Source organism: Desulfofundulus thermocisternus DSM 10259 (assembly GCF_000686645.1).
Taxonomy (GTDB): domain Bacteria; phylum Bacillota; class Desulfotomaculia; order Desulfotomaculales; family Desulfovirgulaceae; genus Desulfofundulus; species Desulfofundulus australicus.
The window spans coordinates 79,704-103,335 of sequence record NZ_JMLG01000008.1; the positions used below are offsets into that span (position 1 = coordinate 79,704).

Genomic DNA, 23,632 nt, shown 5'->3' on the forward strand with positions numbered 1-23,632 from the left:
CTGTATCCAGGAGAGGAGGAAATCGGGGTGCGGCTTCAAGTTAAGGGCGTGTGTTTTTCCTACGGAAGCGTATCAGTTCTGGAAGATGTGACCTTTAAAGTACAGGCCGGCGAGACATTGGGCATTATAGGGCCCAATGGTTCCGGCAAGAGTACCCTTTTGCGCTGTCTGGCCAGGGTGTTGAAGCCGCGTATGGGGACGGTTTTTCTGGATGGGAAAAACCTGGCCGCTCTTCGTGGCCGGGAGGTGGGCCGCTATTTGGGGTATGTGCCCCCACCGGGTACGGGGCAGGCTTTTCCGTGCACCGTACTGGAAACTGTGCTGCAGGGACGCCGTCCCCACCTCACCTGGGGAGTTAGCCATGGCGACCTTGCTGCGGTAACCAGGGCGCTGGCCTATTTGGGTTTAACCGACCTGGGGGAGCGGCAGCTTGGTGAACTTTCCAGCGGCCAGCGGCAGAAAGTGCTTATTGCCCGGGCCCTGGCCCAGGAACCCGAGGTTTTTCTACTGGACGAGCCCACGGCGACCCTGGATATACGTTACCAGCTTGAGGTTCTGGCGCGGATGCGGGAACTTGCCACGGAACAGGGACGGGTGGTGGTAATGGTGCTTCACGATCTCAATCTGGCCAGCCGCTTTAGCGATCGTTTGTTGCTGCTGCATAACGGGCGTATTGTTGCCGCCGGTACTCCCAAAACGGTGCTTACGCCGGAGAACATTCGTGTTGTATATGGGGTCGAAGCAGTGGTAACAGAGACCAGGTGGGGCCTGCAGGTGACGCCGGTGGCGCCGCTGGATATGACCGGAACGAAGGGAATGGCAAAGGTAGTTCTGGCTGCTCGGGGATGACGGTTGGTAAATCTACTTTGAGAGGGGCTGGTCGAAGGTTTTATCCAGGATGTGATTTCCTGTTTCTGAGCTGATATAACCGCTTTAAGTGGTACCCTGATCCCCGTGGAGCGCCTGCCCGGATTCTTGCAGCACGTGGTATAGCTTTTGCCCCTTACCCCGGCGGCAGAACTGTTACGCACCACCCTGACCGGGAACGGATTCAACTGGCGGCTGGCGGCGGTGCTGGGAGGATGGAGTGTTGTTTTATTTACCCTGGGCTGGCTCAGGTTGAAAATGCTGGATGGCTGAGATCAGGTAAAAGAGCGGTTCAAGCAATCACTCTGGGATAGAGGTATGTGCCCACTGCTGTAGCCAGAATGCAGGCTACCAGCAAAACTCCTACGTCCGCCTGCCAGTTGGTCAATTGGCCGGCAACAAGGGCGCCACGCAGGAAGTCCACCATATAACTTAGCGGGTTGACCGATGCCACCACGCGCAGCCAGTCGGGCATGATGGAGATGGGATACAGCGCGTTGGAAGCAAAAAACAAGGGCATGGTGATTAACTGGCCGATACCCATGAAACGTTCACGGGTTTTAACAATGGCGGCGATAATCATGGACAGGGTGGCAAAAAATACGGCTCCCAGTATGACCACACCGGCGGCTGCTAACAGGAGGGCCGGGTGCCAGTGCAGGGGTATGCCGGTTATGGCCGCAAGCAGAAAAATAATGGTTACCTGGCATAAGGCACGTACTCCAGCTGCCAGAGCCTTGCCCAGTACCAGCGCCACCCGGGGTATGGGCATGGCCAGAAACTTTTGCAGTATACCCATATCTCTTTCCCAGATGGTCGAAAGACCAAAGAAGATGGCTGTAAACATTACCGATTGCGAGAGGATGCCCGGGGTCATGTATGTCTGGTAAGTTACCCCGCCTGTATCAAAGGCACGTACTCTGCTGAAAGCCTGGCCGAAAATCAGCAGCCAGAGGACAGGCTGCACAGCCCGGGTGAATAAAACGGTCGGTTCATGGCGCAGCTTGCGCAGTTCCATTTCTACAATGGTCAGGATATCTATTATCAATATTTTTATGCCAGCTGTTTTTATTGCCGGTTTAACCAAGGCGACGGCTGATGTGGCGAACCTGTCTGATTCCACGAAAATCCCCTCCCGCATCCAGATAGTTACCGGTAAAATAAGTAAATACATCATCCATGGAAGCACCGGGGTTACCCGTCATTGCCTTTAATTCCGCCGGGGTGCCTTTTACCACCATTTCGCCATGATTGAGTATGAAATTTGATAGTCAACATATTTCATGTTTAAAATTGTTCACCCGGCCGCCCGGTCCGGCCGTTCTTAAAGTCCAGGAAGGAGGGAGATTATAATCCCGCACAGTATCAATTACTTTGTGTACCGATCCATGTATTAAGGGAAGGAGTGTTTTCAGATGACCGATTGGGAAAAAGTGGTATCCTTTCACGGGCACCCCTGTTGTTTGTTGGCCATTGGGTACCGGGCAACAAAGGTTGCTTTGGAAAAGCTAAACGCTCATCTTCCCGGGTATAATCTGGTAACCGTGGTGGAAAACCGTACCTGTGCCGCCGACGCGGTGCAGGTGATGTCGGGTTGCACCTTTGGTAAGAGGAACTTCGTCTACAGGGACAACGGCAAATACGTCTTTACCTTTGCCCGCATGGGAGAGCGGCAGGCTTTGCGGGTAAGCTTAAAGGCAGGGGTGCTGAGCAGGGAAGGTGATGAATTTGTAACCCTCATGGAAAAGGTGGCCAACGGCGTAGCTACAGAAGAGGAGCGGGAGGAGTTTTACCGCCGCCAGGAACCCCTGATGAAGTACATCCTGGAAGGCCCGGCGGAAGAAATTTTTGAAATGCAATTTGTAGATTCAGAAATACGTCTTCCCGAGCTCTGCCTGGAGATGATTACCTGCAGCCGCTGCGGCGAAGAAATGATGAAAGATCATGCCTTTTTACAGGAGGGACGTCCGGTCTGTAAGGATTGCTCAGTATAGATTGCGGGAGGCCTGAGAAGAACCGGGGGTGATAGTTGCGGGGACCAATTTTACACCATCACATTGGACACAACTTACCGCGGGCAATCCATTCACCTGAGCAACATCTTTATAGAAATCCGCCCCTGAAAACCCACGGGCTTGTCCCGTGGATCGAGCGGGGCGTCGCCCGTCAAGGGCGACAAGTGTATCCACAAACACCCGTTCTAGTGCTATAATCATGCTATGAATGGAAAAACGAACCACTGCGTCTACAACATCAGAGCTGGTAGCGGTGGATGAGCGCGGCACCTCCGGCACCTGCCCGGTATGCGGGGAGTACACCAGACAGACCGGGCGCGTATACCGGTGCGGCAATGCTTCCTGCGGGTTTACCGGGATTCACCGGGACGTGCTGGGAGCCAGCGGCATCCTGGACAAAGCTCTGCACGGGAGTTTCACCAGGGGCCGCAGGCTGCCCGGGAAAGTGGAATACCTGCGGCCGCAGGTATTGGCGCCGAAAAAAGCGGCCTGACGTATCTACGATGAGTAGTAGACGCCTATGGACCGGGCCTGGTTGTGGTGACGCGACCATGTAGCTCACGAGGAAAGCGTAAGACCTGCGCTTTAGCAGGTAGCATTCCGATGACATGAGAAACCTCCGGGACGAAGCCCCCGGGCTTGTCCCGGGGGAGGTTCACGCAAATACCTCCTTGCCCTTGATGGTGAGACCGGGCAAAAGATGAGGTTGCCAGCTATCCTCTTCGCCGTAAACTCCGGTTTTGACGTAATCATTGTCCTTCCACAGGTATACCGTCACTTTCCGGGCGTCGGGGTCCACAATCCAGTATTCTTTGACGGCATGGCGGGCGTACAGCTTTTTCTTCAGGTCAAGGTCTCTTTCGGCAGTAGAAGGCGATAAAATCTCGATGATCAGGTCGGGTGCCCCTTGAATGTTGTTTTCCCCCACAATCGAAAGGTTCTCGCGGCTCACGAAGAGCACATCCGGCTGTACCACATCGTGGCGGCTGAAAAGCACATCAAATGGCGCCTCGTAAACTTCTCCCAGGCCGTGGGCTTTGGCGAATGACCATAAAATGGTAGCCAGGTTTAAACTTATCTTCTGATGCGCCCGCTTGGGGGAAGGAGTCATGAAAAGATCGCCTCCGATAATTTCATACCGCCTGTCTTCAGGCAAAAGCAGGTAATCTTCGTAGGTGAACTTGAGGTGCTCAGGGATGGAGGACATTAAATCACCTCCAGGGCGAGCGTTTTTAAAATTAAGGAATGTTAGCAAATTGGTCCTCTCATTAAAAGTATACCACTTAAACCAGGGGAGGAGTTCTTCATGTTGAAGGTAGTGCAGGGTCACGAAATTTGGGTTCTGCCCGAGGGAAGTCATGGTCACGAAGGACATGAAACCCGGTGCCGGATTTTTTACGGGCACGCCATGCGTCCCGATGGCCTGGCGGACCCGGCGCGGCTGGCGGCCTGGGTGCTGATCCCCGGTGGAGCAAAGCTTTCCTTAAAGGTAGAAGCGGGAGATGACCGGTTTCACCTGGTGGCGTTTACGCCCGACCGGGATGGGTTCTGGCCCGTGACGGTGGAGAACGACGTCGGGCCGGTGGCGGTTACCGCGGACGGTTTTTACCGCCGGGGGACGCGTAAAGACTACCCGGATGCCCGGGAAGTGGGCTACTACTACCAGTATGCCAGGACATACGTGCAGGTGGGGCATTTCTGTGCCACCTGCGGCCCGGTGGTGCAGCCACCGGAAATCATCAACCTGGCCCACGACCTCGAACTGATTCTTACCCCCGGTGCTTACCGGGTGGGGGACGAAGTAATTCTGGAAGTTCTTTACCGCGGCCGGCCTTTACCGGGGACAGAAGTGAAGGCGACCTGGAGCCTGCGGGAAGAAGATGACTGGGGGCTAAGCGCAAAAACTGATGATGCAGGACGGGTGAAGTTTATCTTGAGCAATCCCGGGCACTGGCTTTTTTACACCCGGGTTGCCGACAAAACCCTGGGCCGGGAAGACGAGTACGACAAAAAGGTGTACAGCGCCACGCTGAGCCTTTTTGGTGTACGGTGAACCCGTTTGGAAGGTTTTATTGACAAGTGATGAAGCAATTAATTGACATATGATAAGTGGTATGTTATAACAAAACCAAAAAAGGAGTGATTTGGAAGGTGAATGTACTCATTGTAAGTTGTGGTTCCTACGTATCCCAGGGTTATGGCTGTCCCGGCGAGTGGAAGTGTTTTAAAGCCGCCCGGGACCGGGAAGGAAACTTTAAGGATTATGATTCTGTGAATGTGGTGGGTTTCCTGACCTGTGAATGTCCAGGGAGATCATTGATTCCAAACATCGGTTGTGTTAAGAAGAATGTAGATTTTGATGTTATCCACCTTTCCACCTGTATGGTTAACGCCTGGCCGGCCTGTCCCTACAGGGATGTGGACGAGCTTGCCAAAAAGATTACGGAAAAGTTTGGGGTAAAGGTAGTCAAGGGAACTCATGATTACGCATAGCTGACGTTCAAAAGAGAACCGGATAGTTCTCTTTTTATGGGAAAGGGGAAATCTTCAAAAGCCCAGGGCATCCAATCCGGCTTCCGTCTGCTTAACGATAGCGGTTTCTGGAAAAAGGTAACGGCTCAAAGAAATGGATTTTCTTCGTAGAAACTTGATTTCGGTGGACCGTTGTTAATGCGACGGGCTGGGTTACGGGTCTTTATATCATCCTTTTTAGAACTGAAATAATGCGTAACGGGGTGTCCTGCTTCCCTGATGGGGGCAGGCTGAAAAGGGAAGCCGGTGCAAATCCGGCGCGGTCCCGCCACTGTGAGGGGGAAGGGACCCACATAATGTCACTGTCCAGCACTCAGTAAGCTTGTTTTCAGCTTTGATAGAAATTGGTTACTGCTACGATAAGGTTACGGCGAAGGGAACCATAACATGGCTGAGTGCTGGATGGGAAGACGTGGAGTTCCGATGAACCCGAGCCAGGAGACCTGCCCCGTTTTTTCACCATGCTGCCTACGCGGATAGGGAGGTGGTAGGTCTGATTTTCCATGCCCCCGCTTTATGCGTAGCGGGGGTTTTTGATTGCCCGTTTTTAATTGCCAGAAGGAACCCCGGCATTGTATCTGGCCGGACGGGCGGAAATTTCCGGGTGGGAAAAAAGTTTCTTGATGAGGTGTTAAATATGCCGGAAGAAGTCAGGGTAGCTTTAATCCATGCGGCCATCAAGTGGAAAGATAAGGAACATAACCTGCGGCGGTTGCTGGCCTTAAATGAAGAGGCTGCTGCCGGTGGTGCCCGGATCATTGTAAATCCCGAGCTGGCCACCACGGGTTATGCCTTTGAAAGCAGAAGGGACATTTCCCTCTTTGTGGAGACCGTTCCCGGCCCGACCACGGAATTGTTCGGTGCCCTGGCCCGCCGGTACGGGGTCTATATCTGCCTGGGGCTGCCGGAAGTGGATTTAAAATCGGGTATTTATTATAACACCGCAGTGCTCATAGGCCCCGACGGCCGGGTAATGGGTGAGCATCGAAAGCTGGCCCCTGCGTTTAAGGAAAATCTCTGGGCGGCCAGGGGTAACCTGCCCGTGCTGGTGGCAGAAACCTGCTTTGGTAGAGTGGGTGTGCTCATCTGTGCCGATACATACTGGTACAAGGCGGCGCGAATGGCTGCCCTGAAAGGTGTCCGGGTGCTACTGATCCCGGCCAACTGGCCGCCCCATCACTACCCGCCGGAAGTTTTCTGGCGTGCCCGGGCTCTGGAAAACGGAGTTTATGTACTGGCCTGTAACCGTACGGGTCAGGATAAGACAATGAACTGTAATGCCTCACAATCGTTTATCATTGGCCCCGACGGCAGCGTTTTAAAGGAAGTACAGTCTGCGCATGACACCATCCTTTATGGCACGTTGCCTTTAAAAAACGGAAAAATTTTTACCCCCGGGGCCGGTGTCCTCCTGGGCGACAGGCGGCCGGAATTTTATGCCGGTATAACGCTGGATACCTTTTCCCAATTTGAACCGGAGGCGCTGCTGGGGTTGCCCGCAGGAAAGGAATTTGCCGTAGCCACTGTTCAGTTTGCTCCACAGGCTAAAGAGCCGGTGAGAAATACCCGGCGCATTTTATCATTACTGGACCAGGCTGCAGACCTGGCTGCCCGCAGGGGTATGAAGCTCGACCTGGTTGTTTTTCCGGAACTTGCTGTAACAGGGGCCATATCTCAACCGTCACAGGCAGGAGAACTGGCCGAACCGGTTCCCGGCCCTGTTACCGTGGAGGTTGTCCGAAAGGCAGAAAAGCTGGACCTGTATGTGGTGATGGGGGTGTTGGAAAGGGAAGACGGTCAACTGTTTAACACTGCCGTGTTGATCGGTCCGGCGGGATTGCTGGGAAAATACAGAAAGATACACTTAAGTCCCTCCGACAGGGAATGGGCTCGCCCCGGACAGGAAGATTTTTGCTTTTTTGACCTCCCCTTTGGCAGGGTGGGCATTTTACTGGGGTATGACCTGTTTTTTCCGGAAAGCCTGGAGAGCCTGGCCAAGCAGGGCGTGGATGTGCTCTGCGTTCCCGCCCTCTGGAATGATGAAAAAAGCCAGTTTATCTGGGAAGCCAGGATAGCCGAACAAATGCACCTGGTGGTGGCCAACCAGTGGGGGTCCAGTGGCTCTTTTTGTGCTCTGGGCGGCAGCTTAATTTACAGTTATTCCCGGTACTCTGAAAGGCGCGTGCGGATAGTGTCTCCTGTCAATGAGGACAGGATCAACATTATGCTTTTAAACCCGAAGGAAACCAGGCAGAAGAAGTTCCTGGAAGAAGTGGATTATGACCTCCTCCTGACACATTACAAACTTTAGGCAAGACTAGACTTTCCTTGCACTGTGTGGTACAGGTTCATCGGCTCCCAGAGGGAGGCTCCCCGGGAACGGAACGGCTGGCCCCCGCCAGCGACCATATAGGACGCTTGCCTTTCGAGTAAAACTTTAGCACGGCAAACTTACCGCTGTCAAACTGTTGTTAAAAATTTTTTTACTTTTGCCTAGGATAACCAATAATTTTGGTTGACTGCTAACAACCCCGGACGTGGTCAGGGGACTGCAGAACCTGGCCGTGGAACGCCGCTCCCGGGACGTACCGTGGAAAGAGTGGCCGGTTGCCGGAACTGTCCGGATAGATTCTTATGCGGCGGCGGTTGCCCGGCCCGTGCTTATGCGTATACCGGCCGGGTGGACCGTGCCTGTAAGGCAGAGATTGCCTGTTAAGGAAAGTCTATCTGGATTTTGTTAAATAGGAGAATACTTATGCTCATATATGAATTGCCTGCATTAAAACTTTTTAGTTAAAATTTTTGTTTTGCCTTTTTTGCAGGAATTTTTTACACAATGTAGTATTATGAAACTAATGAAAGAATATTTTTGCCAGTAAGACGACCGAAGTCGTTGGGTTTTTAAGAAAGGCAATCTAACAAAGGCTATCTAAACAGTTAAAAACTCGAACGGTAAAAGCCACGAAGGCAATGTTTTCCTCATCGAAAGGGGGTTGCTTTTTCGTGGCTTTTAATTTTCAGGAGCGTGCATTAAATGAGCCGTTACCTGCTAAAGCGTTTTCTGTACCTCATCCCCGTGATGCTGGGGGTATCCATCGTCACCTTCGGGCTCATTAACCTGGCGCCCGGTGACCCGGCAGAGCTTATCTTGCGCTCCGGCGGGGTGGAACCCACCAGGGAAGCCGTGGAGGCCCTGCGGGAAGAGCTGGGTTTAAACGACCCCCTTTACGTACAGTACGGGCGCTGGCTGTGGCGGATGTTGCACGGGGACCTGGGCAAATCTTTTCGCACCGGGCGGCCCGTGGCGGAAGAAATTCTCTCCCGCTTTCCGGCCACCCTGGAGCTTGCTTTCGCGGCCATGGTCTTCATGATATGTCTTGCCCTGCCGGCGGGGATCCTCTCTGCCCTTTACCGGCACGCATTCCTTGACCACTTAAGCCGCCTCGGGGCTCTTCTGGGCGCTTCCCTTCCCGGCTTCTGGCTGGGGCTCGTGCTCATCTACTTTTTCGCCGTGAAACTGGGGGTGCTGCCGGTAATGGGCCGGGGCGGGTTGAAGCACCTGGTGCTGCCGGCGGTAACCTTGGGGTTTGGGCTGGCCGCCGTCTACGCCCGGATTTTGCGGGCCGGCATGCTGGACGTGCTGGGGCAGGACTACATCAAGGTGGCCCGGGCCAAGGGGTTGAAGGAAAAGTGGGTGATCGGGCGCCACGCCTTGAAAAACGCCCTTTTGCCCGCGGTGACGTTACTGGGCATGAGCTTCGGGCACCTTCTGGGGGGAGCGGTAATTGTGGAAACCATCTTTGCCTGGCCGGGCGTGGGGAAGTTTGCCGTGGATTCCATCTTTAACCGGGACTACCCGGTGATCCAGGGATACGCCCTTTTCATGGCCGTGGTTTTTGTCCTGGTGAACCTGCTGGTGGATATATCCTACGTTTTTCTCGACCCGCGCATCCGCCTGGAAAGGGGGAAGTAGCCGGTGGGCATCTCGAAAAACTCCGGTGTTGGGGTTGCCGGTTATCCTGCCGCCGGGAAACCGGCGGGCCGGGCAAGAGCCGGCCCGCGCGGGCTGCCGGGTGAGGTGCTGGCAAGACTCTGGCAGGATAAACTGGCTCTTTTGGGGCTGGTGATCATCCTGGCCGTGGTGGCCGTGGCGGTCTTTGCGCCCTATATTGCGCCCAACGACCCTGTAAAGGTGGATCTGGCGCAGCGTCTTGCACCGCCCGGCGCGCAGTACCCCCTGGGCACCGACCACCTGGGGCGCTGCCTCTTGTCGCGGTTGATCTATGGCACGAGGGTTTCCCTGGCCACGGCGGCTCTGGCCCTGACGGCGATCATGCTCATCAGCATCCCCCTGGGTACCCTGGCGGGCTACTGCGGGGGGCGGGTGGACAACGCCATCATGCGGGTAGTTGACGTGCTGCTGGCCTTTCCGGGCCTGATCCTGGCGCTGGTCATCGCCGGGACGCTGGGGCCGGGGCTTTTAAACGTGATGCTGGCGTTATCTTTAGTCTGGTGGGTGGGATACGCCCGGGTCATCCGGGGGATGGTTCTTTCAGTGAAAGAGAAGGAATTCGTTCTGGCGGCCCGGGCCTGCGGCACGCGTGAGATGGGCATCATCACGCGGCACATCCTGCCCAACGTGCTCTCCCCGGTGATCGTCCTGGCCACGCTGGACATGGGCAAGCTGATCCTGGCCATCTCCGGGCTTTCCTTCCTGGGCCTCGGCGCCCAGCCGCCCACGCCGGAGTGGGGGGCCATGCTGAACGACGGCCGCCCTTACATGCAGGTGGCGCCGCAACTCATGGTCTACCCGGGTCTTTGCATCATGACGGTGGTGCTGGCCTTCAACCTGCTGGGCGACGGCTTAAGGGATGCCCTGGACCCGCGGGGGATTACCAGGCTTTAAAAAAACAGGGGGAGAACCGGATGTCCCTTGTTCCTGTTTTAAAGGTGAATAATTTATCCACTCACTTTCATACCCGGCACGGCGTCATCAAGGCCGTAGACAGGGTGAGTTTTGTGGTTGCGGCCGGGAAAACCCTGGGCCTGGTGGGAGAGAGCGGCTGCGGTAAGAGCGTTACGGCCCTGTCCATCCTGCGCCTGATTGAGCCGCCGGGAAGAATTCTCTCCGGGGAAGTCTGGTTAAACGGCTGCAACCTGCTCAAGCTCCACCCAGGGCAGTTGCGGCAGGTGCGGGGCAGGGAAATAGCGCTGGTTTTCCAGGATCCGCTGACCTCCCTGAACCCGGTTTTAACCATCGGCACGCAGCTTGCGGAAACCATTGTCTCCCATGAAGAGGTATCCCGGGCTGAAGCGCGGCGTCGTGCGGTGGAGCTTCTTTTGCGCCTGGGCCTGCCCGACCCGGAAAGGCTCATGCGCCTGTACCCTTTTCAGCTTTCCGGGGGCATGCGCCAGCGGGTGATGATGGCCATGGCGCTCTCGATGCGCCCGAAGGTTTTGATTGCCGATGAGCCCACCACCGCCCTGGACGTTACCGTCCAGGCCCAGATCCTGGCGGAGCTGAAGCGGCTGCAGGAAGAGCTGGGGATGGCGATCATCCTCATCACCCACGACCTGGGGGTGGTCGCGGCCATGGCCGACGAAGTGGCGGTGATGTACGCCGGATCGATTGTGGAGCGCGGCCCGGTGGCGCAAATATTTGACCGTCCCGCCCACCCCTACACCCGGGCTTTGCTTCGTTCCGTGCCGCGCCTGGGCAGGGAAGAACTGGTGCCCGTTGAGGGACAGCCGCCGTCGCTTCTAAATCTCCCGGCCCATTGCCCCTTTCTCCCCCGCTGCCCGCAGGCGGGCGCGGCGTGCTGGGGGGAGAAGCCGGAATTGCGGGAGATCGGGCCGGGCCACGCGGCAGCCTGCCACCGTTTATTTGACCGGGCCAGCTGAGGGAGGGGGACGCGGGTGAGCCTCCTGGAGGTAAGGGATCTGGTTAAACACTACCCGGGGAAAGGAGGAATTCTGGCCGGCCGCCGGGAAAAGGTGCGGGCTGTTGATTGGGTTTCTCTCTCCATAGCCCGGGGAGAAACCCTGGGCCTGGTGGGGGAAAGCGGCTGCGGCAAGAGCACCCTGGGGCGGCTGGTGGTGCGGCTGGAAGAACCTACGGCCGGAAAGATTTTTTTCGCCGGCGAGGAGATCACCGTCTGGACGGGGAGAAAGCTGCGGGAGCTGCGCCGCCACTTCCAGATCATCTTCCAGGACTCTTCTTCCTCTCTCAACCCGCGCCGGACGGTGGGGGCAATCATTGAGGAACCCCTGGCCAATTTCGGCGTGGCGAAAGAGGAGCGCCGGGAGCGGGTGCGTGAGCTTTTGACGCTTGTCGGTCTGGAACCTGGGGATGCGTCGAAATACCCGCACGAATTCAGCGGGGGCCAGCGCCAGCGCATCAACATTGCCCGGGCGCTGGCCCTGCAGCCGGAACTGGTGGTCTGCGACGAGCCCGTTTCCAGCCTGGACGTCTCCATCCGGGCGCAGATCTTGAATCTGTTGCGGGAGCTGAAAAGATGGCTCAATCTTTCATACCTCTTCATCTCCCACGACCTGGCGGCAGTGAACTACCTGGCCGACCGGGTGGCGGTAATGTACCTGGGCAAGATCGTGGAGATCCTGCCGGCAGAAGGTCTCGTATCACAGGCCCGTCACCCCTACACCCGGGCGCTCCTGCAGGCGGTGCCGGAACCCGACCTGCGGCAAAGATATAGCCAGAAACCGGTGGTGCGGGGCGAGCCGCCCGACCCGGCCAGTCCACCACCGGGCTGCCGCTTTCACCCCCGGTGCCCCGAAGCCCGCGACGTTTGCCGGCAAGAGGAGCCCGTTTTGAAGGAGGTGGGAGAGGGGCATTTGGTGAGTTGTCACCTGGTATAAGTTTGGCGGCGACCAGAAACTTGTAAAAAGCGGGAAACTGTCTTTCGCCATCATTGCTTACCGCCAATTCACGCGGGCCACGAAGGTCCTTTTGCCCTGGCGAAACGAAGGGTGGACTTTCGCGGCCTTTTTGCGCTCATGAGGAGGTTTTTAAAATGGACATTGCTGCTTTAACTGATTTTAAACCACCCGTCTCAGGAGAAGCGCTGGCTGAGATGGCCAGATGCTACCAGAAATCTCTGCTTCTGGAACAGGCATTTAAGTTGGGATTTTTTGAAAACCTTGCGGCCGGTTTTCGAAGTGTTGCGCAATTGGCCGAGCAAACGGGGGCCCGTCCGGAGCGGTTAGTGCTCTTGCTGGATGCGTTGGTGTCTGTTGGGCTTTTGGAGAAAAATGGCGGCACTTATACTAACACCGTTCTGGCTCAAACCTTTTTGTGTTCACACAGCAAGTTTTACCAGGGCGATCTCCTTGGGCTGCAACTTGCGCCGGAGCGGCGCCGGCAATGGGAACGAATTGGGGATTGGCTGAAGGGAGAGACAATTAGGCAACCTGGCAGTACTGGCGAAGTGTTTAACCCTTCCTTTGTCCGGGCCATGGCCCAGGCCACGTTGAGCCATAAAGGCTTTGAAGCTACGTTGGAGCTGGTGGCCAAGCATCCAGGTTTTGAGAAGGCAAAAAAGTTGCTTGATCTTGGCGGCGGCCATGGGCTTTATGCTATTGCCTTAAAAAGGCTGCGACCGGAGCTGGAAGCGACGATCTTCGATCTCCCGCACACGGAAGAGGTAATGCAGGAATATGCCCGGCAGTACGGGGCGACGGTAGCTTTTTATGCCGGGGACTTTTACGTGGACGAGTTGCCTAAAGATCAGGACCTCATTTTAGCCTTTGACGTTTTCTACGGCCCGCCTGCGAAGACGAAAGAAGTGCTCGGCAGGGTTTATCGTTCGCTCAGGCCCGGCGGCTACCTCTTCACCAAGCACTGGTTCCTGAATGATACCCGCACCCAACCGGAGCGAGCAGCGTTTTTTGCCCTGATGCTGGCTCTTGGCAATCCTGCCGCGCACGTCTGTACCTGCCGGGAAATGGCGGAAATGCTGGCGGAGGTGGGATTGGCCGTTGAAAAGCTGATTCCTATTGGCGATGCGGCATCTACTATGATTATTGCCAGGAAAGGGGAAGGGGTAAATGGTTAAAGGAAGTTACCTTGGTCGGATTTGGAGCTCTCTTTTGCTTGGCTTGTTGCTCGTTTTGATAAGCCTTGCCCTTTTTGGCTGCGGTGGGGCTAAAAAAGAGCAGTCAAAGGCTGGTGACCAGGATGCCACGGTCAGGATAGGCATCCGCAAGGATATTGCCGCCCTTGACCCGGCAGTCTTTGGGCAGGGCGGTCCCGATCCGCAGCGTTACTTGATCTATGAACCGCTCCTGTATATGGATGAAAGCTTTAGCCTTAAAGGCCGGCTGGCGGAGAGTTGGACCGCCGAAGATCAGGGAAGAGTCTGGACGGTTAAACTTAAAGAGGGCGTGCGATTTTCTGATGGTACACCTTTCAACGCGGCGGCGGTAAAGTTTTCCCTGGAGTATCTCTTAAAGGCAAAGCGAATCTTTTGGCCGTTAGAAAGGATAGAAACGCCCGATGATTATACGACTAAGCTGGTTTTCAAACGCCCTTATGCAGTGCTGCCCTATGATTTGACTACAGCGGAGATTTTCTCACCCACTTCCTTTGATCCAGAGGGGAAATTTAAGGCTCCGGTTGGAACAGGTCCCTTTGTCTTTAAGGAATGGAAAAAGGACCAGGAGCTGATTTTTGTCCGCAATGAAAACTACTGGGGACCAAAGCCAAAGGTAAAAACGGTGATTTTTAAAGTCATTCCCGATCACCAAACAAGGGCCATGGCCTTGCAGAGCGGGGAGATTGATATTGCTGATTACCTGCCCGTAACAGCTATCCGGGAAATGGAAAAAGCAGGCATCTACTCCATTTACAGAAAACCCAGTCCCTGCATGAACTGGATTGCCTTCAATACCTACCGGGAACCTTTCGATGACGTAAGAGTGCGCCAGGCCGTTTGCTACGCGGTGGATGTGGAACGCATCGTGAGTTCGGTAGTTGGCGTGGAAGTAGCCACGCCTGCGTTAAAGGGTCCCCTTTCCTCGCCGGCGCACGATTACATTAGAAAGCCGGATTTACAGTGGTATAGCTATGACCCCGCCAAAGCAAGAGAGTTGCTTTTGCAGGCCGGGTGGAAGGATGTCGATGGGGACGGCATTTTAGAGAAGAACGGGAAGAAATTCCAGATGACGCTTATTGCCTCCACGCTATATGAAGAAGGCAGGGCCATTGCCGAGGCCGTACAGGCAGACTTGAAGAAAGTTGGTATTGCCGTGGAAGTGCGGGTGCTGGAGTCTGCGGCTCGTTTTGAGGCTTTAAAGCAGCGCAATTACGACCTCGTTGAACTGGGCGGCATCTGTGCCACCAACGATCCGACACCTTGGTTCAGCTATTATTTTGGCACCCAACATCCGGAGTACTGCGTGCTAAAAGACCAGATCGTGCAAGAACTGGTCGGCAGGCTCTATACTGCGGTTGAGCCTGAGGCGCGACGGGAAATCTTCTTTAAGCTCCAGGAGTTGCTAAAAGAGCGGGCGCCGGGCATCTTCCTTTACAATCAGGATGCCATTACGGTGACCAGGGAAGCGGTTAAGGATTTTGCCATGGAAGGCGGCATGCCCGGAAGCTATTCCTACCTGCGGGTTATTTCAATAACCAACTAAGGAGGTGCCTTGGGGTGCTCAAAATTGCCGGTTTTCGTGTAATTTACGGGCCCAGCACAGTGGGGCGGGTTTATGAGGAGGCGGTAGCGGAGCTGGTATCTGCCGGGTGGCCTGTTGACCTGCGCTACAGCCAGCCACCGGCAGCGGGTATGCCCCTGCCGCCGCCGGAGTGGCTTGAGTTTGTGCGGGAGGAGGCGGATGCGGTCTTTTTCAGCTTCCCACCAGAGTTTAAGGCGCTGGGAGAGCTTTTGGGCCAGCTGAAGGAAGAGCTTTCTAAGCCGGTTGTACCGGTGGCCGTCGAGGTGGCGGGAGCGGGCAATGTGTCCTCGGAGGCGACCCAGCGCGCCATCCAGTACCACCTTTTCGGCGGCAAGGAGAACCTGAAAGCCTTCCTCTTGTGGCTGGGCGAGCTGGCCGGGAAGTTGCCGGCCGGGACGGCGCCCGCGCCGCAAGAGCTTCCCTGGGCGGGGATTTATCACCCGCGGGCTAAGGGATGCTTTACGCATCTTGCTGATTACCTGGCCTGGTACGGGGAGCGGCGGCCGCTGGTGGGCCTGCTTTTCCCTCGCGTTTTCTGGGTGGAGGAAAACCTGGCGGGGTACGATGCTATTATCGAAGAAATTGAGCGGCGCGGCGCCGGAGTAATCCCCGTCTTTAGCGACGGCTGGTTTGGTCAGGTAAAGAACGATGACGTAATCCGGCAGTTTTTCTTCCGGGACGGGAAGCCGGCCATTGAAGCCCTGGTGGCCTACAGCGCCTTTTTCTTAAAGACGCGCCGGGAGGTAGTCGCCTTAAACCGGGAGCCGGCTGATGATGTGCTCTTAGAACTCAACGTGCCCATCTTAAAGATGATCCACGCTGCGCGGCAAACGGAAGCCCAGTGGCGGGAAGACCCGCAGGGCTTGAACTTACCGCAGGTGATCATCAGCATCACCTTGCCGGAGTTCGACGGGCTCATCGAACCCCTTCTGGTCAGCGCGGCGGAGGACGAGGGGGACTTTGCTCGCGGCTGCCCCCTTTTTCCGGAAGTGCGCTACTTGGTTGACCGGCTCTTCCGTTGGATAGAGCTCCGGCATAAGCCCAATGCCGCAAAGAAAGTGACCTTTGTCCTTTTAAATTCTCCCTGCAAGAGCGCGGAGGCTACGGTGGGGACGGCTTTCGGGCTTGACTCCCTGGAGAGCGTGGCCCGTATTTTAAGGCGCATGAAAGAAGAGGGCTACCAGGTGGACTGGGTGCCGGAAAACGGGCGCGCACTGGCGGAAGCAATTTTGGGGCGCAAGGCGCTTCCCGACTTCCGCTGGACCACGCTTGACGAGGTAGTGACAAAGGGCGGGGCGGCGGCCATGGTCCCCCTGCAAAAGTACCTACAGTGGTTTGAAGAACTCCCGCCGCAGGCCAGGGAAAAGGTGGCAGCAGTCTGGGGGGACCCGAAGGAAGCCGGGGAACTTTCCGGCGTGCAAAAGCTCTCCCTGGGGCTTTACGACGGTCACGTGGTTATCCCCGGAATCGTTACCGGCAATGTGTTTATTGGCGTGCAACCCAAGCGGGGCTGCGCTGGTGCCAGGTGCGATGGGGAGGTCTGCAAGATCCTCCACGACCCGGACGTACCGCCGCCGCACCAGTGGATAGCCTGGCACAGATGGCTTGAGGAGGAGTTTGGCGCCGACGTGGTGGTACACGTGGGGACCCACGGGGTGCTGGAGCTTCTGCCCGGCAAGACTACAGCACTATCTGGATCCTGCTTTCCCCGCATTTCTCTAGGCAAGGTGCCGCACCTTTACATTTACAACCTGGTCAACCCCATGGAGGCAGTAGTGGCCAAGCGCCGCTCAGCAGCGGTCATTGTGGACCACCTGCCGCCGGTTCTGGCCAGTATGCGTCTTTCCGGCGATCTCGCCGACTTGGAAGAGTTACTGGAGGACTACCAGAAGGCGATAAGCCTGAATGAGAAAGGGCGTGCCGAGGTAATTCGGGCACAGATTGCCGAAAAAGCGCGGGCCGCCAATCTTTGGAGTGGGGAACAAGACCCCGACCCTGGGGTTTTGCACGAAAGGCTTACTCTTCTTCGGGAGAGCCAGTTCCGAGATGGTCTGCACATAGTTGGCGAGGCGCCGGAGGGCGAGGCGCTGGCGGAACTTCTAAACGCAATCCTGCGGCTCGATCAGCCCGATTGCCCCTCTTTGCGGCGTGCTCTGGCGGAGTGCTTAAAGCTTGATTATGATGCCCTGTTAAAGGAACCGCAAGCATTTCACCCTGCGGCCGGGGTGAGCAACGGCAAGCTTCTTGAGGAACTGGATGTGCTGGGGAAGGAGATCCTTGCTGACATCCTGGACTTGCCGGTGGACGCGGTGGGCGAGCCTCTGGCCAGGGCACGGGAGCATATTTCCCGCTTTGCCCGGCGCCGGGATCTTATACCTGACGGCAGTAAAGACTCGCTGGCCAAAGTGCTGGCCAAAGCCCTGCGCATCATACCGCTGGTAAGACGTACGAGTGACGAAATGGAAAACCTGCTGCGGGGTTTTGCCGGCGAGTTCATCCCTCCCGGAGCCTCGGGGGCGCTGGCCCGAGGCAAGGTGGAGGTTCTGCCTACGGGACGCAACATGGCGCATTCCCACCGCTGCCGCTTGGGAGGTAGGGAAGCGGCTGGCGGAGGAACTCATTGCTCGCTCGAAAAACGAGGACGGTTCTTACCCGGAAACCATCGGCTTTACCTTGCGGGCGATGGATCCCTTCCGGGCCGATGGCGAGCTCATTGCCCAGATTCTCTATACTCTTGGTGTGGAGCCGGTCTGGGTGGCCGGGCGGGTGGTAAACCTCAGGCCCATACCATTAAATAAACTGGGGCGTCCCCGCATCGACTGTCTGGTAAACCTCTCTTCCATCCTACGGGACGGGATGCCGCGGGCCTTCGAGCTCATTGACCAGGCGGTAAAGATGGTGGCGGAGCTGGAGGAGCCGCCGGAACAGAATTTTGTGCGCAAGCACGTGCTGGAAAGGGAGGCCGAGCTCCTGGCAGAGCATGGGAAGGGAGAAGCTCGAAGGCTGGCCACCTTGCGCGTGTTTTCTTCCGCTCCAGGCACCTACGGCACGGGCGTGGAGCTAGCGGTGGCGGCATCTGCCTGGAAAAAAGAGCAGGACCTGGCGGAGGTTTACTTCCACTGGACGGGCTACGCCTACGGCGAGGGGGTTTACGCGCGCAAAGCGCCGGCTGAACTGGTGGACAACTGCCGCCGGGTAACTGTGACCTTTGAAAAGTTTGACTCGGACGAAATCGACCTTTTGGATTGCTGCCACATCTACGGGGTACACGGCGGCTTTACCGTGGCGGCCAAAGTTGCCTCCGGCAGAGAGCCTCGAACCTACTTCGGCGACACGCACGACCCCGAGCGGCCGGTGATCCGCACCCTGCGCGAGGAGCTTTCCCGCATTGCCCACACTCGGCTTTTGAACCCGGCCTGGATCGAGGGCAAGAAGCGTCACGGTTACAAGGGGGCCGGGGACATTTCCAGCCGGGTCAACCACATGTACGGCTGGCAGGCCACCACCCGCCAGGTGGAAAACTGGGTCTTCGACGGCATTGCGGAAAAGTTTGTCCTGGATGAGGAGAACCGGAAGTTCTTCCAGGAGAACAACCCCTGGGCATTGGAAGAGATCGTGCGGCGGCTTCTGGAGGCGGAGAGCCGGGGACTCTGGCAGGCCGATCCCGAACTCCTGGCGCGGCTTAAGGAAATTTACCTGGAAATCGAGGGCTGGCTTGAGGAGCGGATGGGGGAGGTGAAAGGTGAGTTTCAGGGCGGGGCGGTGGATGTTCGCGCACTTGGGGAGATGGAGGGATGGCAGGAAAAGTTAGCTGCTGTGCGAAAGGAATTGGAAAGGAGGAAAGCGCAGTGAGGAAAAAACGCATGTTGAGCAAGGGATTTCCTTATGTGCTCTTGATACTGTTCCTACTTGGGGCGATAATGTCGGCTGGTTGCACCCAAAAAAATGTGCCGGCACGGGGACAGGCGCAGGAGCTTGTTATAGCGCTGGGCGAAAAAGAAGTGACCTCCCTTGACCCTTACGATCCGCGTGGTTCTTCTTCTTCCTGGTACATTCAGCCAATGCTCTTTGAGACCCTGGTGTTCGACACGTTGAAGGGCACGGAACCAATGCTAGCGGAAAGGTGGGAAATGTCGCCGGACGGGAAAAAATGGACGTTCCATCTCCGGGAAGGGGTAAAGTTTCATGATGGTAGTCCACTTACGGCAGAGGCAGTAAAATTCAGCATCGAAAAGTCTCTGGCCAATAAAGTTTCCGGCTTGGGAGCCAGAAAACCTCCGGTGCCCGTGACCAGAGTGGAAGCAGCGGATGAAAGGACGGTGGTCGTTCATCTCGATAAGCCATACGGGCCTTTCCTTTCCGAAATCGGCAGCGTGAGGATTATCAGTCCTACCTCCTACCAAGGAGATAAGTTTGTAAGACCCGTGGGGACCGGTCCCTGGAAGGTTGCTTCCTTTAATCCTCAGGAGATGGTCTTTACGCCTTTTGAGGATTACTGGCGGGAGAAACCCAAGCTCAGCAAGGTTACGATAAAGTGCATTCCCGATCCGCAAGCGCGGGTAATGGCTCTAGAGTCCGGCGAAGTGGATGTGATTGGGGTGGATATGCAGGGAGTGGAGCCGGCGGCAGCCAAGAGCCTTGCGGCTTCCGGGAAGTACCAGGTGATGTCTCTCCACCAGGCTTATTTAGTAGCGCTGTACTTTAACCCGCGCGCCGAACTGCTAAAAGACATCCGCGTAAGGCAGGCCATAAACTATGCGCTGAACCGGGAGGAAATGGTAGCCAAACTGTTGGAGGGTTACGGCGTTCCCGCCAAAGGGTCCGTAGGATTTGACACTTCCATCCCCTGGACCAACCCGGATATAGAAGGGTATCCTTACGACCCGGAAAAGGCCAAAGCACTTCTTAAAGATGCCGGGTTTAAAGGGGATGCTCCGCTCAAGCTTGCCTACGAGGGCTACCGTGCCTACCACAAGGCTCTGGCCGAACTGATTCAGGCCCAGCTTGGCGCCGTGGGGATTAAGGTCGAGCTTAATTCCTACGAGTCAGGGGCCTTCACTCAAATCCTCCAGGCTGGCCAGTACGATCTAGCGCTCATTCCACCTTACGGCAAGCGGGAAGAGGATCCTTACCCCTATCTCGGGATGTTCTTCTTCTCCCAGGGACGATACAAAGTGATGGAAGACCCTCAATTTGACAGGCTTTTTATGGCCCAGCTTTTCACTGCGGATCAGAAGGAGCGGGAGAAACTCTACTGGGCGCTGCAGGAGGTAATTATGAAAAACTGCCCGGCGGCCTTTTTGTTCCACCCCGACCGAATAACGGTGCTGAAGAAGGACATCCAGGGTTGGGAGTCGTACTACGGCTTTAACAGCTTGGCTACGCTGTGGAAAGTGTACCGGGTTTAAGCGAATGCAAATACTAACTGTCCCACACTCGCGCGGGTATTTACCCGGCGGGTCAAGTATGGAGGTAAAGAAAACTGACTCGGGAAGGGAGCATTGCTATTTTCACGGCAGGCGCACTAAGGAAACCCTATTTCTGGGCGGAGGTCTGGAGCGGGGCGCATAAAAATTCCCTGCAGGCCCGGTGCCGCCGCGACCTGGAACCCCTGGACTACTGGAACCGGCTGGCCGGGCGGTTTGAACGCCAGGCCGAACAGGAGCGCACCGGAAGACGCGTGGCCCGGGTGCTGTCCTGGCTGGAGGGGCGGGGAGTCCTGCAGCCGGGGATGGAAGTGCTGGACATCGGTGCCGGTACGTGTGTCTTCACCGTTCCCCTGGCCCACCGGGGGGCAAAGGTGACCGCCCTGGAGCCGGCCCCGGCCATGCTGGCCGCCCTGCAAAAGAGGGTGTAAGCGCAAGGACTGGCAAACGCCCACTTTCTTGACCGGGAGTGGGAAAGGGTTGACCCGGCGCAAGAAGGCCTGGCCAGGCGGTTCGACCTGGTCTTTGCCTCCCTCACGCCGGGTGTGCGGGATGTGGCGACGCTCGAAAAAATGATGGCCTGCTCCCGCCGGTGGTGTTTCCTGTGCGACTTTGTCGGGCGGCGCCGGAGTCCGGCGCGGGAGGAGCTGTGGCGGGTGATCTTCGGCTAGGAAATGCCCCCGCCGGGGCATGATATTATCTACCCCCTCAACTACCTCTACACCTCGGGTTATTGCCCCTCTTTTCAGGTGTGGGTGGACGAGTGGGACGAGGAGTTGCCGGTGGCGGAGGCGGCGGCCGGGCTGGAGGACTTCTTCCGGTTCTACACGGAGGTTACCCCGGAGATCAAAAAGACAATTGCCGGTTACGTGGAGCAGCGCGCAGTCAATGGGGTTTACAGCGAGGAATACCGGGTGCGCCTGGGCATGATCCTCTGGACGGGGGGGTGAAAAATGGGAATTAGAAACAGGTGCTGTTTGAGGCCGTCGGCGAGCGGGAGGTAAAGTTCACCTTCACACAGCCCGAGCCGGCTTTTCCGGCCAAGGTGGCCTACCACGGCTGCCCCATCTTCAGCTCCCAAAGCTTTGACGCCGAAGGGAGAATTGTCCACCCCTACGGCACGGGGCCTTTCAAGTTTGCGGATTACAAAAAAGGTGAGGCACTGGTGGTGGTCCGGAACGACGACTACTGGGGTGGCAAACCCAAACTGGAAAAGGTAATTTTTAAAGTCATTCCCGATCCCTCCACCCGCCTGGCCGCCCTGCAGACCGGCGAAATTCAGGCCGTAGCCGACGTGGGCGGCATCCTGCCTGAGCAGGCCCGGGTAATTAAAGGCGATTCCAACCTGGTTTTGTTATCCCGGCCGGTCACCACGACCCACTACCTGCTCTTTAACAACAAAAAGCCACCTTTTAACGATGTGCACCTGCGCCAGGCGGTGAGCCTGGCCATAGACCGCGCGCAGATGGTCAAAGAAGTGCTTAACGGTTACGGTGAGCCGGCGGATACCATCTTTACTTCTCTTGCCAGGTCATGGGTGGTTAAGGGGCTGTGGACAACGGACAAGAACAAGGCCCGGGAACTGGCCGCGCAGGTAAAGGCCGGCACACCGCGCAAAGTGGTTTTTATCGTCAACTCCGCCCTGGCCAACCGCTGGCCGTACAAGACGATGGCGGAAATCATGCAGTCCGAACTAAAGGCCCTCGGTTTCGAAGTTGAGCTGAAGATACTGGAGATGGGTGCGTGGAAAGAAGTAGTAAAGAAAGGCGAATATGACCTTACCTTAACGCCCTACACGTTGATGACCGGCGACCCGGACTTCTTCTTCGGCCGCTGGATCCACTCCAACGGGCAGATGAACGTGCAGCGGGGGGTGGGATACAATAACCCGGAGGCGGACCGGCTGGTGGAGTTGGCTGCTGCCGAGCGAGAACCGGCAAAGTACGCCAGGACATACGTCCAGGTAGGCCATTTCTGCGCCAGCTGCGGTGGGGTGGTGCATCCCCCGGAAATCGTGCACCTGGGCCACGATTTAGAGCTGATTGTCGCCCCTGGTGCTTACCGGGTGGGTGACGAGGTGATCCTGGAGGTGCGTTACCGGGGCCGGCCTTTGGCCGGGGCGATCGTTAAGGCCACCTGGAGCCTGCGGGAAGAAGAGGACTGGGCCCTGGCCCAGAAAACCGATGACGCGGGATGGGTAAAGTTTACCTTGAGTCATCCCGGCCACTGGCTCTTTTACACCCGGTATGCCGATGAAACCCGGAAAAGCGAAGGCGAGTACGACAAGCGCGTGTACAGTGCCACGCTGAGTTTCTTCGGGGTGCGGTAGAGCAAAGCGAGGCATCCGGATCCCAGCAGCCTAGAGCTAGAAACACTTGAATGCTAGGTAGCTGTAAACGACACCACGAAGGTATCAGCACCTTGAATTTTTGTCGCCTCTGAAGGAGGCGGGTTTTCCCGTGACAGTGCTTCCCCCGCATTTCTCTAGGCAAGGTACCGCACCTTTACATTTACAACCTGGTTAACCCCATGGAGGCGGTAGTGGCCAAGCGGCGCTCAGCAGCGGTCGACGCTGTTTTCTTTCCGTGCCCTGGTTCAAAAAACTTAACAATTCCTGATACACTGTACCATTCATTGTTAAGCGGCCTCCCCATGACCAGGCTTTCGCTCCTTTCCGGATTGGATTTGCCCGCCCCTGGGAGCGGGCATAGCAACAGGGAGACCTCGGCCCCGGGAGTCCCACCCGAACGGGAGAACTGCGCGAAACAGGCACCTCCGGCTTGCACCTTCATCAATGTTGACTATTTCGCGGCCCAGCACTCAAGTTTCTTGAGTGCCGAACGCCCCCCGCAACCTGTTAGGTACGGCCTACCGGTTTGTCCGATACCGGCTAAACGGGGTCACCTACTTGATAAAGCGAGCTGCTTCAACTCGTGCCAGACGGAATAAAACGATTCCTGCTTAAAACGGGTCAACCCGTTGTGAATGAGAATCTTTCCTTCCAGCCGCTTGAAGAGTCGCTTCACCTTTCGGGTCATCCCTCTTCCTTCCCCAGGTAAGGAATCAACCTTCTGGTTCAGCTTCTCTTTGATGACTCGA

At 56.7% G+C, this 23,632-nt stretch carries 19 protein-coding genes, 3 pseudogenes and 1 riboswitch; of the genes and pseudogenes, 19 read left to right on the plus strand and 3 right to left on the minus strand.

Annotation, left to right across the window (positions count from 1 at the left end):
- Window positions 1-27: 27 nt before the first annotated feature.
- Entirely contained in the window at window positions 28-849 is an 822-nt protein-coding gene (locus BR83_RS15440) for an ABC transporter ATP-binding protein (protein ID WP_034634789.1), read from the plus strand.
- Window positions 850-996: 147 nt separating this feature from the next.
- A complete protein-coding gene (locus BR83_RS17185) occupies window positions 997-1,140 on the plus strand; it encodes a hypothetical protein (protein WP_157832987.1) in 144 nt (47 codons plus the stop codon).
- A 19-nt stretch (window positions 1,141-1,159) separates the two neighbouring features.
- Here the strand turns inward: BR83_RS17185 and BR83_RS0108455 are convergent, their stop codons facing one another.
- Entirely contained in the window at window positions 1,160-1,990 is an 831-nt protein-coding gene (locus tag BR83_RS0108455) for an ABC transporter permease (protein WP_027356722.1), read from the minus strand.
- A gap of 292 nt (window positions 1,991-2,282) precedes the next feature.
- On the opposite strand from BR83_RS0108455, the gene BR83_RS0108460 reads away from it, so the two are divergent.
- Together BR83_RS0108460 and BR83_RS0108465 are read left to right on the plus strand one after the other, a co-directional pair.
- Window positions 2,283-2,861 (plus strand): FmdE family protein, encoded by a 579-nt coding sequence (locus BR83_RS0108460; RefSeq protein WP_027356723.1) that lies wholly within the window; start codon window positions 2,283-2,285, stop codon window positions 2,859-2,861.
- A gap of 229 nt (window positions 2,862-3,090) precedes the next feature.
- Window positions 3,091-3,375, plus strand: a complete 285-nt coding sequence (locus tag BR83_RS0108465) for a transposase (RefSeq protein ID WP_242839651.1) — start codon at window positions 3,091-3,093, stop codon at window positions 3,373-3,375.
- 162 nt (window positions 3,376-3,537) lie between these two features.
- Here BR83_RS0108465 and BR83_RS0108470 read toward each other — a convergent pair whose 3' ends face one another.
- Entirely contained in the window at window positions 3,538-4,089 is a 552-nt protein-coding gene (locus tag BR83_RS0108470; RefSeq protein WP_027356725.1) for a Uma2 family endonuclease, read from the minus strand.
- Between the two features lie 99 nt (window positions 4,090-4,188).
- Between BR83_RS0108470 and BR83_RS0108475 the strand changes: the two genes are divergently transcribed.
- The 15 genes and pseudogenes from BR83_RS0108475 to BR83_RS17870 all read left to right on the plus strand — a co-directional run.
- Window positions 4,189-4,935 (plus strand): DUF4198 domain-containing protein, encoded by a 747-nt coding sequence (locus BR83_RS0108475; RefSeq protein ID WP_027356726.1) that lies wholly within the window; start codon window positions 4,189-4,191, stop codon window positions 4,933-4,935.
- A gap of 98 nt (window positions 4,936-5,033) precedes the next feature.
- The gene (locus BR83_RS0108480; protein WP_027356727.1) at window positions 5,034-5,375 is read left to right on the plus strand and encodes a CGGC domain-containing protein; all 342 of its coding nucleotides are present in this window, start codon (window positions 5,034-5,036) and stop codon (window positions 5,373-5,375) included.
- 223 nt (window positions 5,376-5,598) lie between these two features.
- A riboswitch (cobalamin riboswitch) is annotated at window positions 5,599-5,879 on the plus strand.
- A 139-nt stretch (window positions 5,880-6,018) separates the two neighbouring features.
- Window positions 6,019-7,725: a carbon-nitrogen hydrolase family protein gene (locus BR83_RS0108485; protein ID WP_027356728.1), complete on the plus strand. Its 1,707-nt coding sequence runs from the start codon at window positions 6,019-6,021 to the stop codon at window positions 7,723-7,725.
- A gap of 723 nt (window positions 7,726-8,448) precedes the next feature.
- Window positions 8,449-9,387, plus strand: coding sequence for a nickel ABC transporter permease (nikB, locus tag BR83_RS0108490; protein WP_027356729.1), 939 nt, complete (start codon window positions 8,449-8,451; stop codon window positions 9,385-9,387).
- A gap of 3 nt (window positions 9,388-9,390) precedes the next feature.
- Entirely contained in the window at window positions 9,391-10,320 is a 930-nt protein-coding gene (nikC, locus tag BR83_RS0108495) for a nickel ABC transporter permease subunit NikC (RefSeq protein WP_027356730.1), read from the plus strand.
- A 20-nt stretch (window positions 10,321-10,340) separates the two neighbouring features.
- Window positions 10,341-11,315 (plus strand): ABC transporter ATP-binding protein, encoded by a 975-nt coding sequence (locus BR83_RS0108500; RefSeq protein ID WP_027356731.1) that lies wholly within the window; start codon window positions 10,341-10,343, stop codon window positions 11,313-11,315.
- Window positions 11,316-11,330: 15 nt separating this feature from the next.
- Window positions 11,331-12,290, plus strand: coding sequence for an ABC transporter ATP-binding protein (locus BR83_RS0108505; RefSeq protein WP_027356732.1), 960 nt, complete (start codon window positions 11,331-11,333; stop codon window positions 12,288-12,290).
- A 155-nt stretch (window positions 12,291-12,445) separates the two neighbouring features.
- Window positions 12,446-13,486 carry a methyltransferase gene (locus tag BR83_RS0108510; RefSeq protein ID WP_027356733.1) on the plus strand — a complete coding sequence of 347 codons (1,041 nt, stop codon included), beginning with the start codon at window positions 12,446-12,448 and terminating at the stop codon, window positions 13,484-13,486.
- Entirely contained in the window at window positions 13,479-15,068 is a 1,590-nt protein-coding gene (locus BR83_RS16400; protein WP_051618048.1) for an ABC transporter substrate-binding protein, read from the plus strand. Before BR83_RS0108510 ends, BR83_RS16400 begins: the two co-directional genes overlap by 8 nt.
- A gap of 149 nt (window positions 15,069-15,217) precedes the next feature.
- Window positions 15,218-18,959 (plus strand): annotated as a pseudogene (cobN, locus tag BR83_RS15450) (cobaltochelatase subunit CobN).
- On the plus strand, window positions 18,956-20,515 hold the full coding sequence (locus BR83_RS0108525; RefSeq protein ID WP_027356734.1) for an ABC transporter substrate-binding protein: 1,560 nt from the start codon (window positions 18,956-18,958) through the stop codon (window positions 20,513-20,515). The pseudogene cobN and the gene BR83_RS0108525 overlap by 4 nt, the downstream one beginning before the upstream one ends.
- A gap of 272 nt (window positions 20,516-20,787) precedes the next feature.
- Complete coding sequence (locus BR83_RS17610) at window positions 20,788-20,964, plus strand: class I SAM-dependent methyltransferase (RefSeq protein WP_242839652.1); 177 nt, start codon at window positions 20,788-20,790, stop codon at window positions 20,962-20,964.
- Window positions 20,965-21,207: 243 nt separating this feature from the next.
- Entirely contained in the window at window positions 21,208-21,483 is a 276-nt protein-coding gene (locus tag BR83_RS17615; RefSeq protein ID WP_027356735.1) for a hypothetical protein, read from the plus strand.
- Window positions 21,484-21,503: 20 nt separating this feature from the next.
- Window positions 21,504-22,862 (plus strand): ABC transporter substrate-binding protein, encoded by a 1,359-nt coding sequence (locus BR83_RS15460; protein WP_242839653.1) that lies wholly within the window; start codon window positions 21,504-21,506, stop codon window positions 22,860-22,862.
- A gap of 146 nt (window positions 22,863-23,008) precedes the next feature.
- A pseudogene (locus tag BR83_RS17870) lies at window positions 23,009-23,482 on the plus strand (cobaltochelatase subunit CobN); the annotation flags it as partial.
- Here BR83_RS17870 and BR83_RS16705 read toward each other — a convergent pair.
- Window positions 23,434-23,632 (minus strand): annotated as a pseudogene (locus tag BR83_RS16705) (IS200/IS605 family accessory protein TnpB-related protein); the annotation flags it as partial. The pseudogenes BR83_RS17870 and BR83_RS16705 overlap by 49 nt on opposite strands.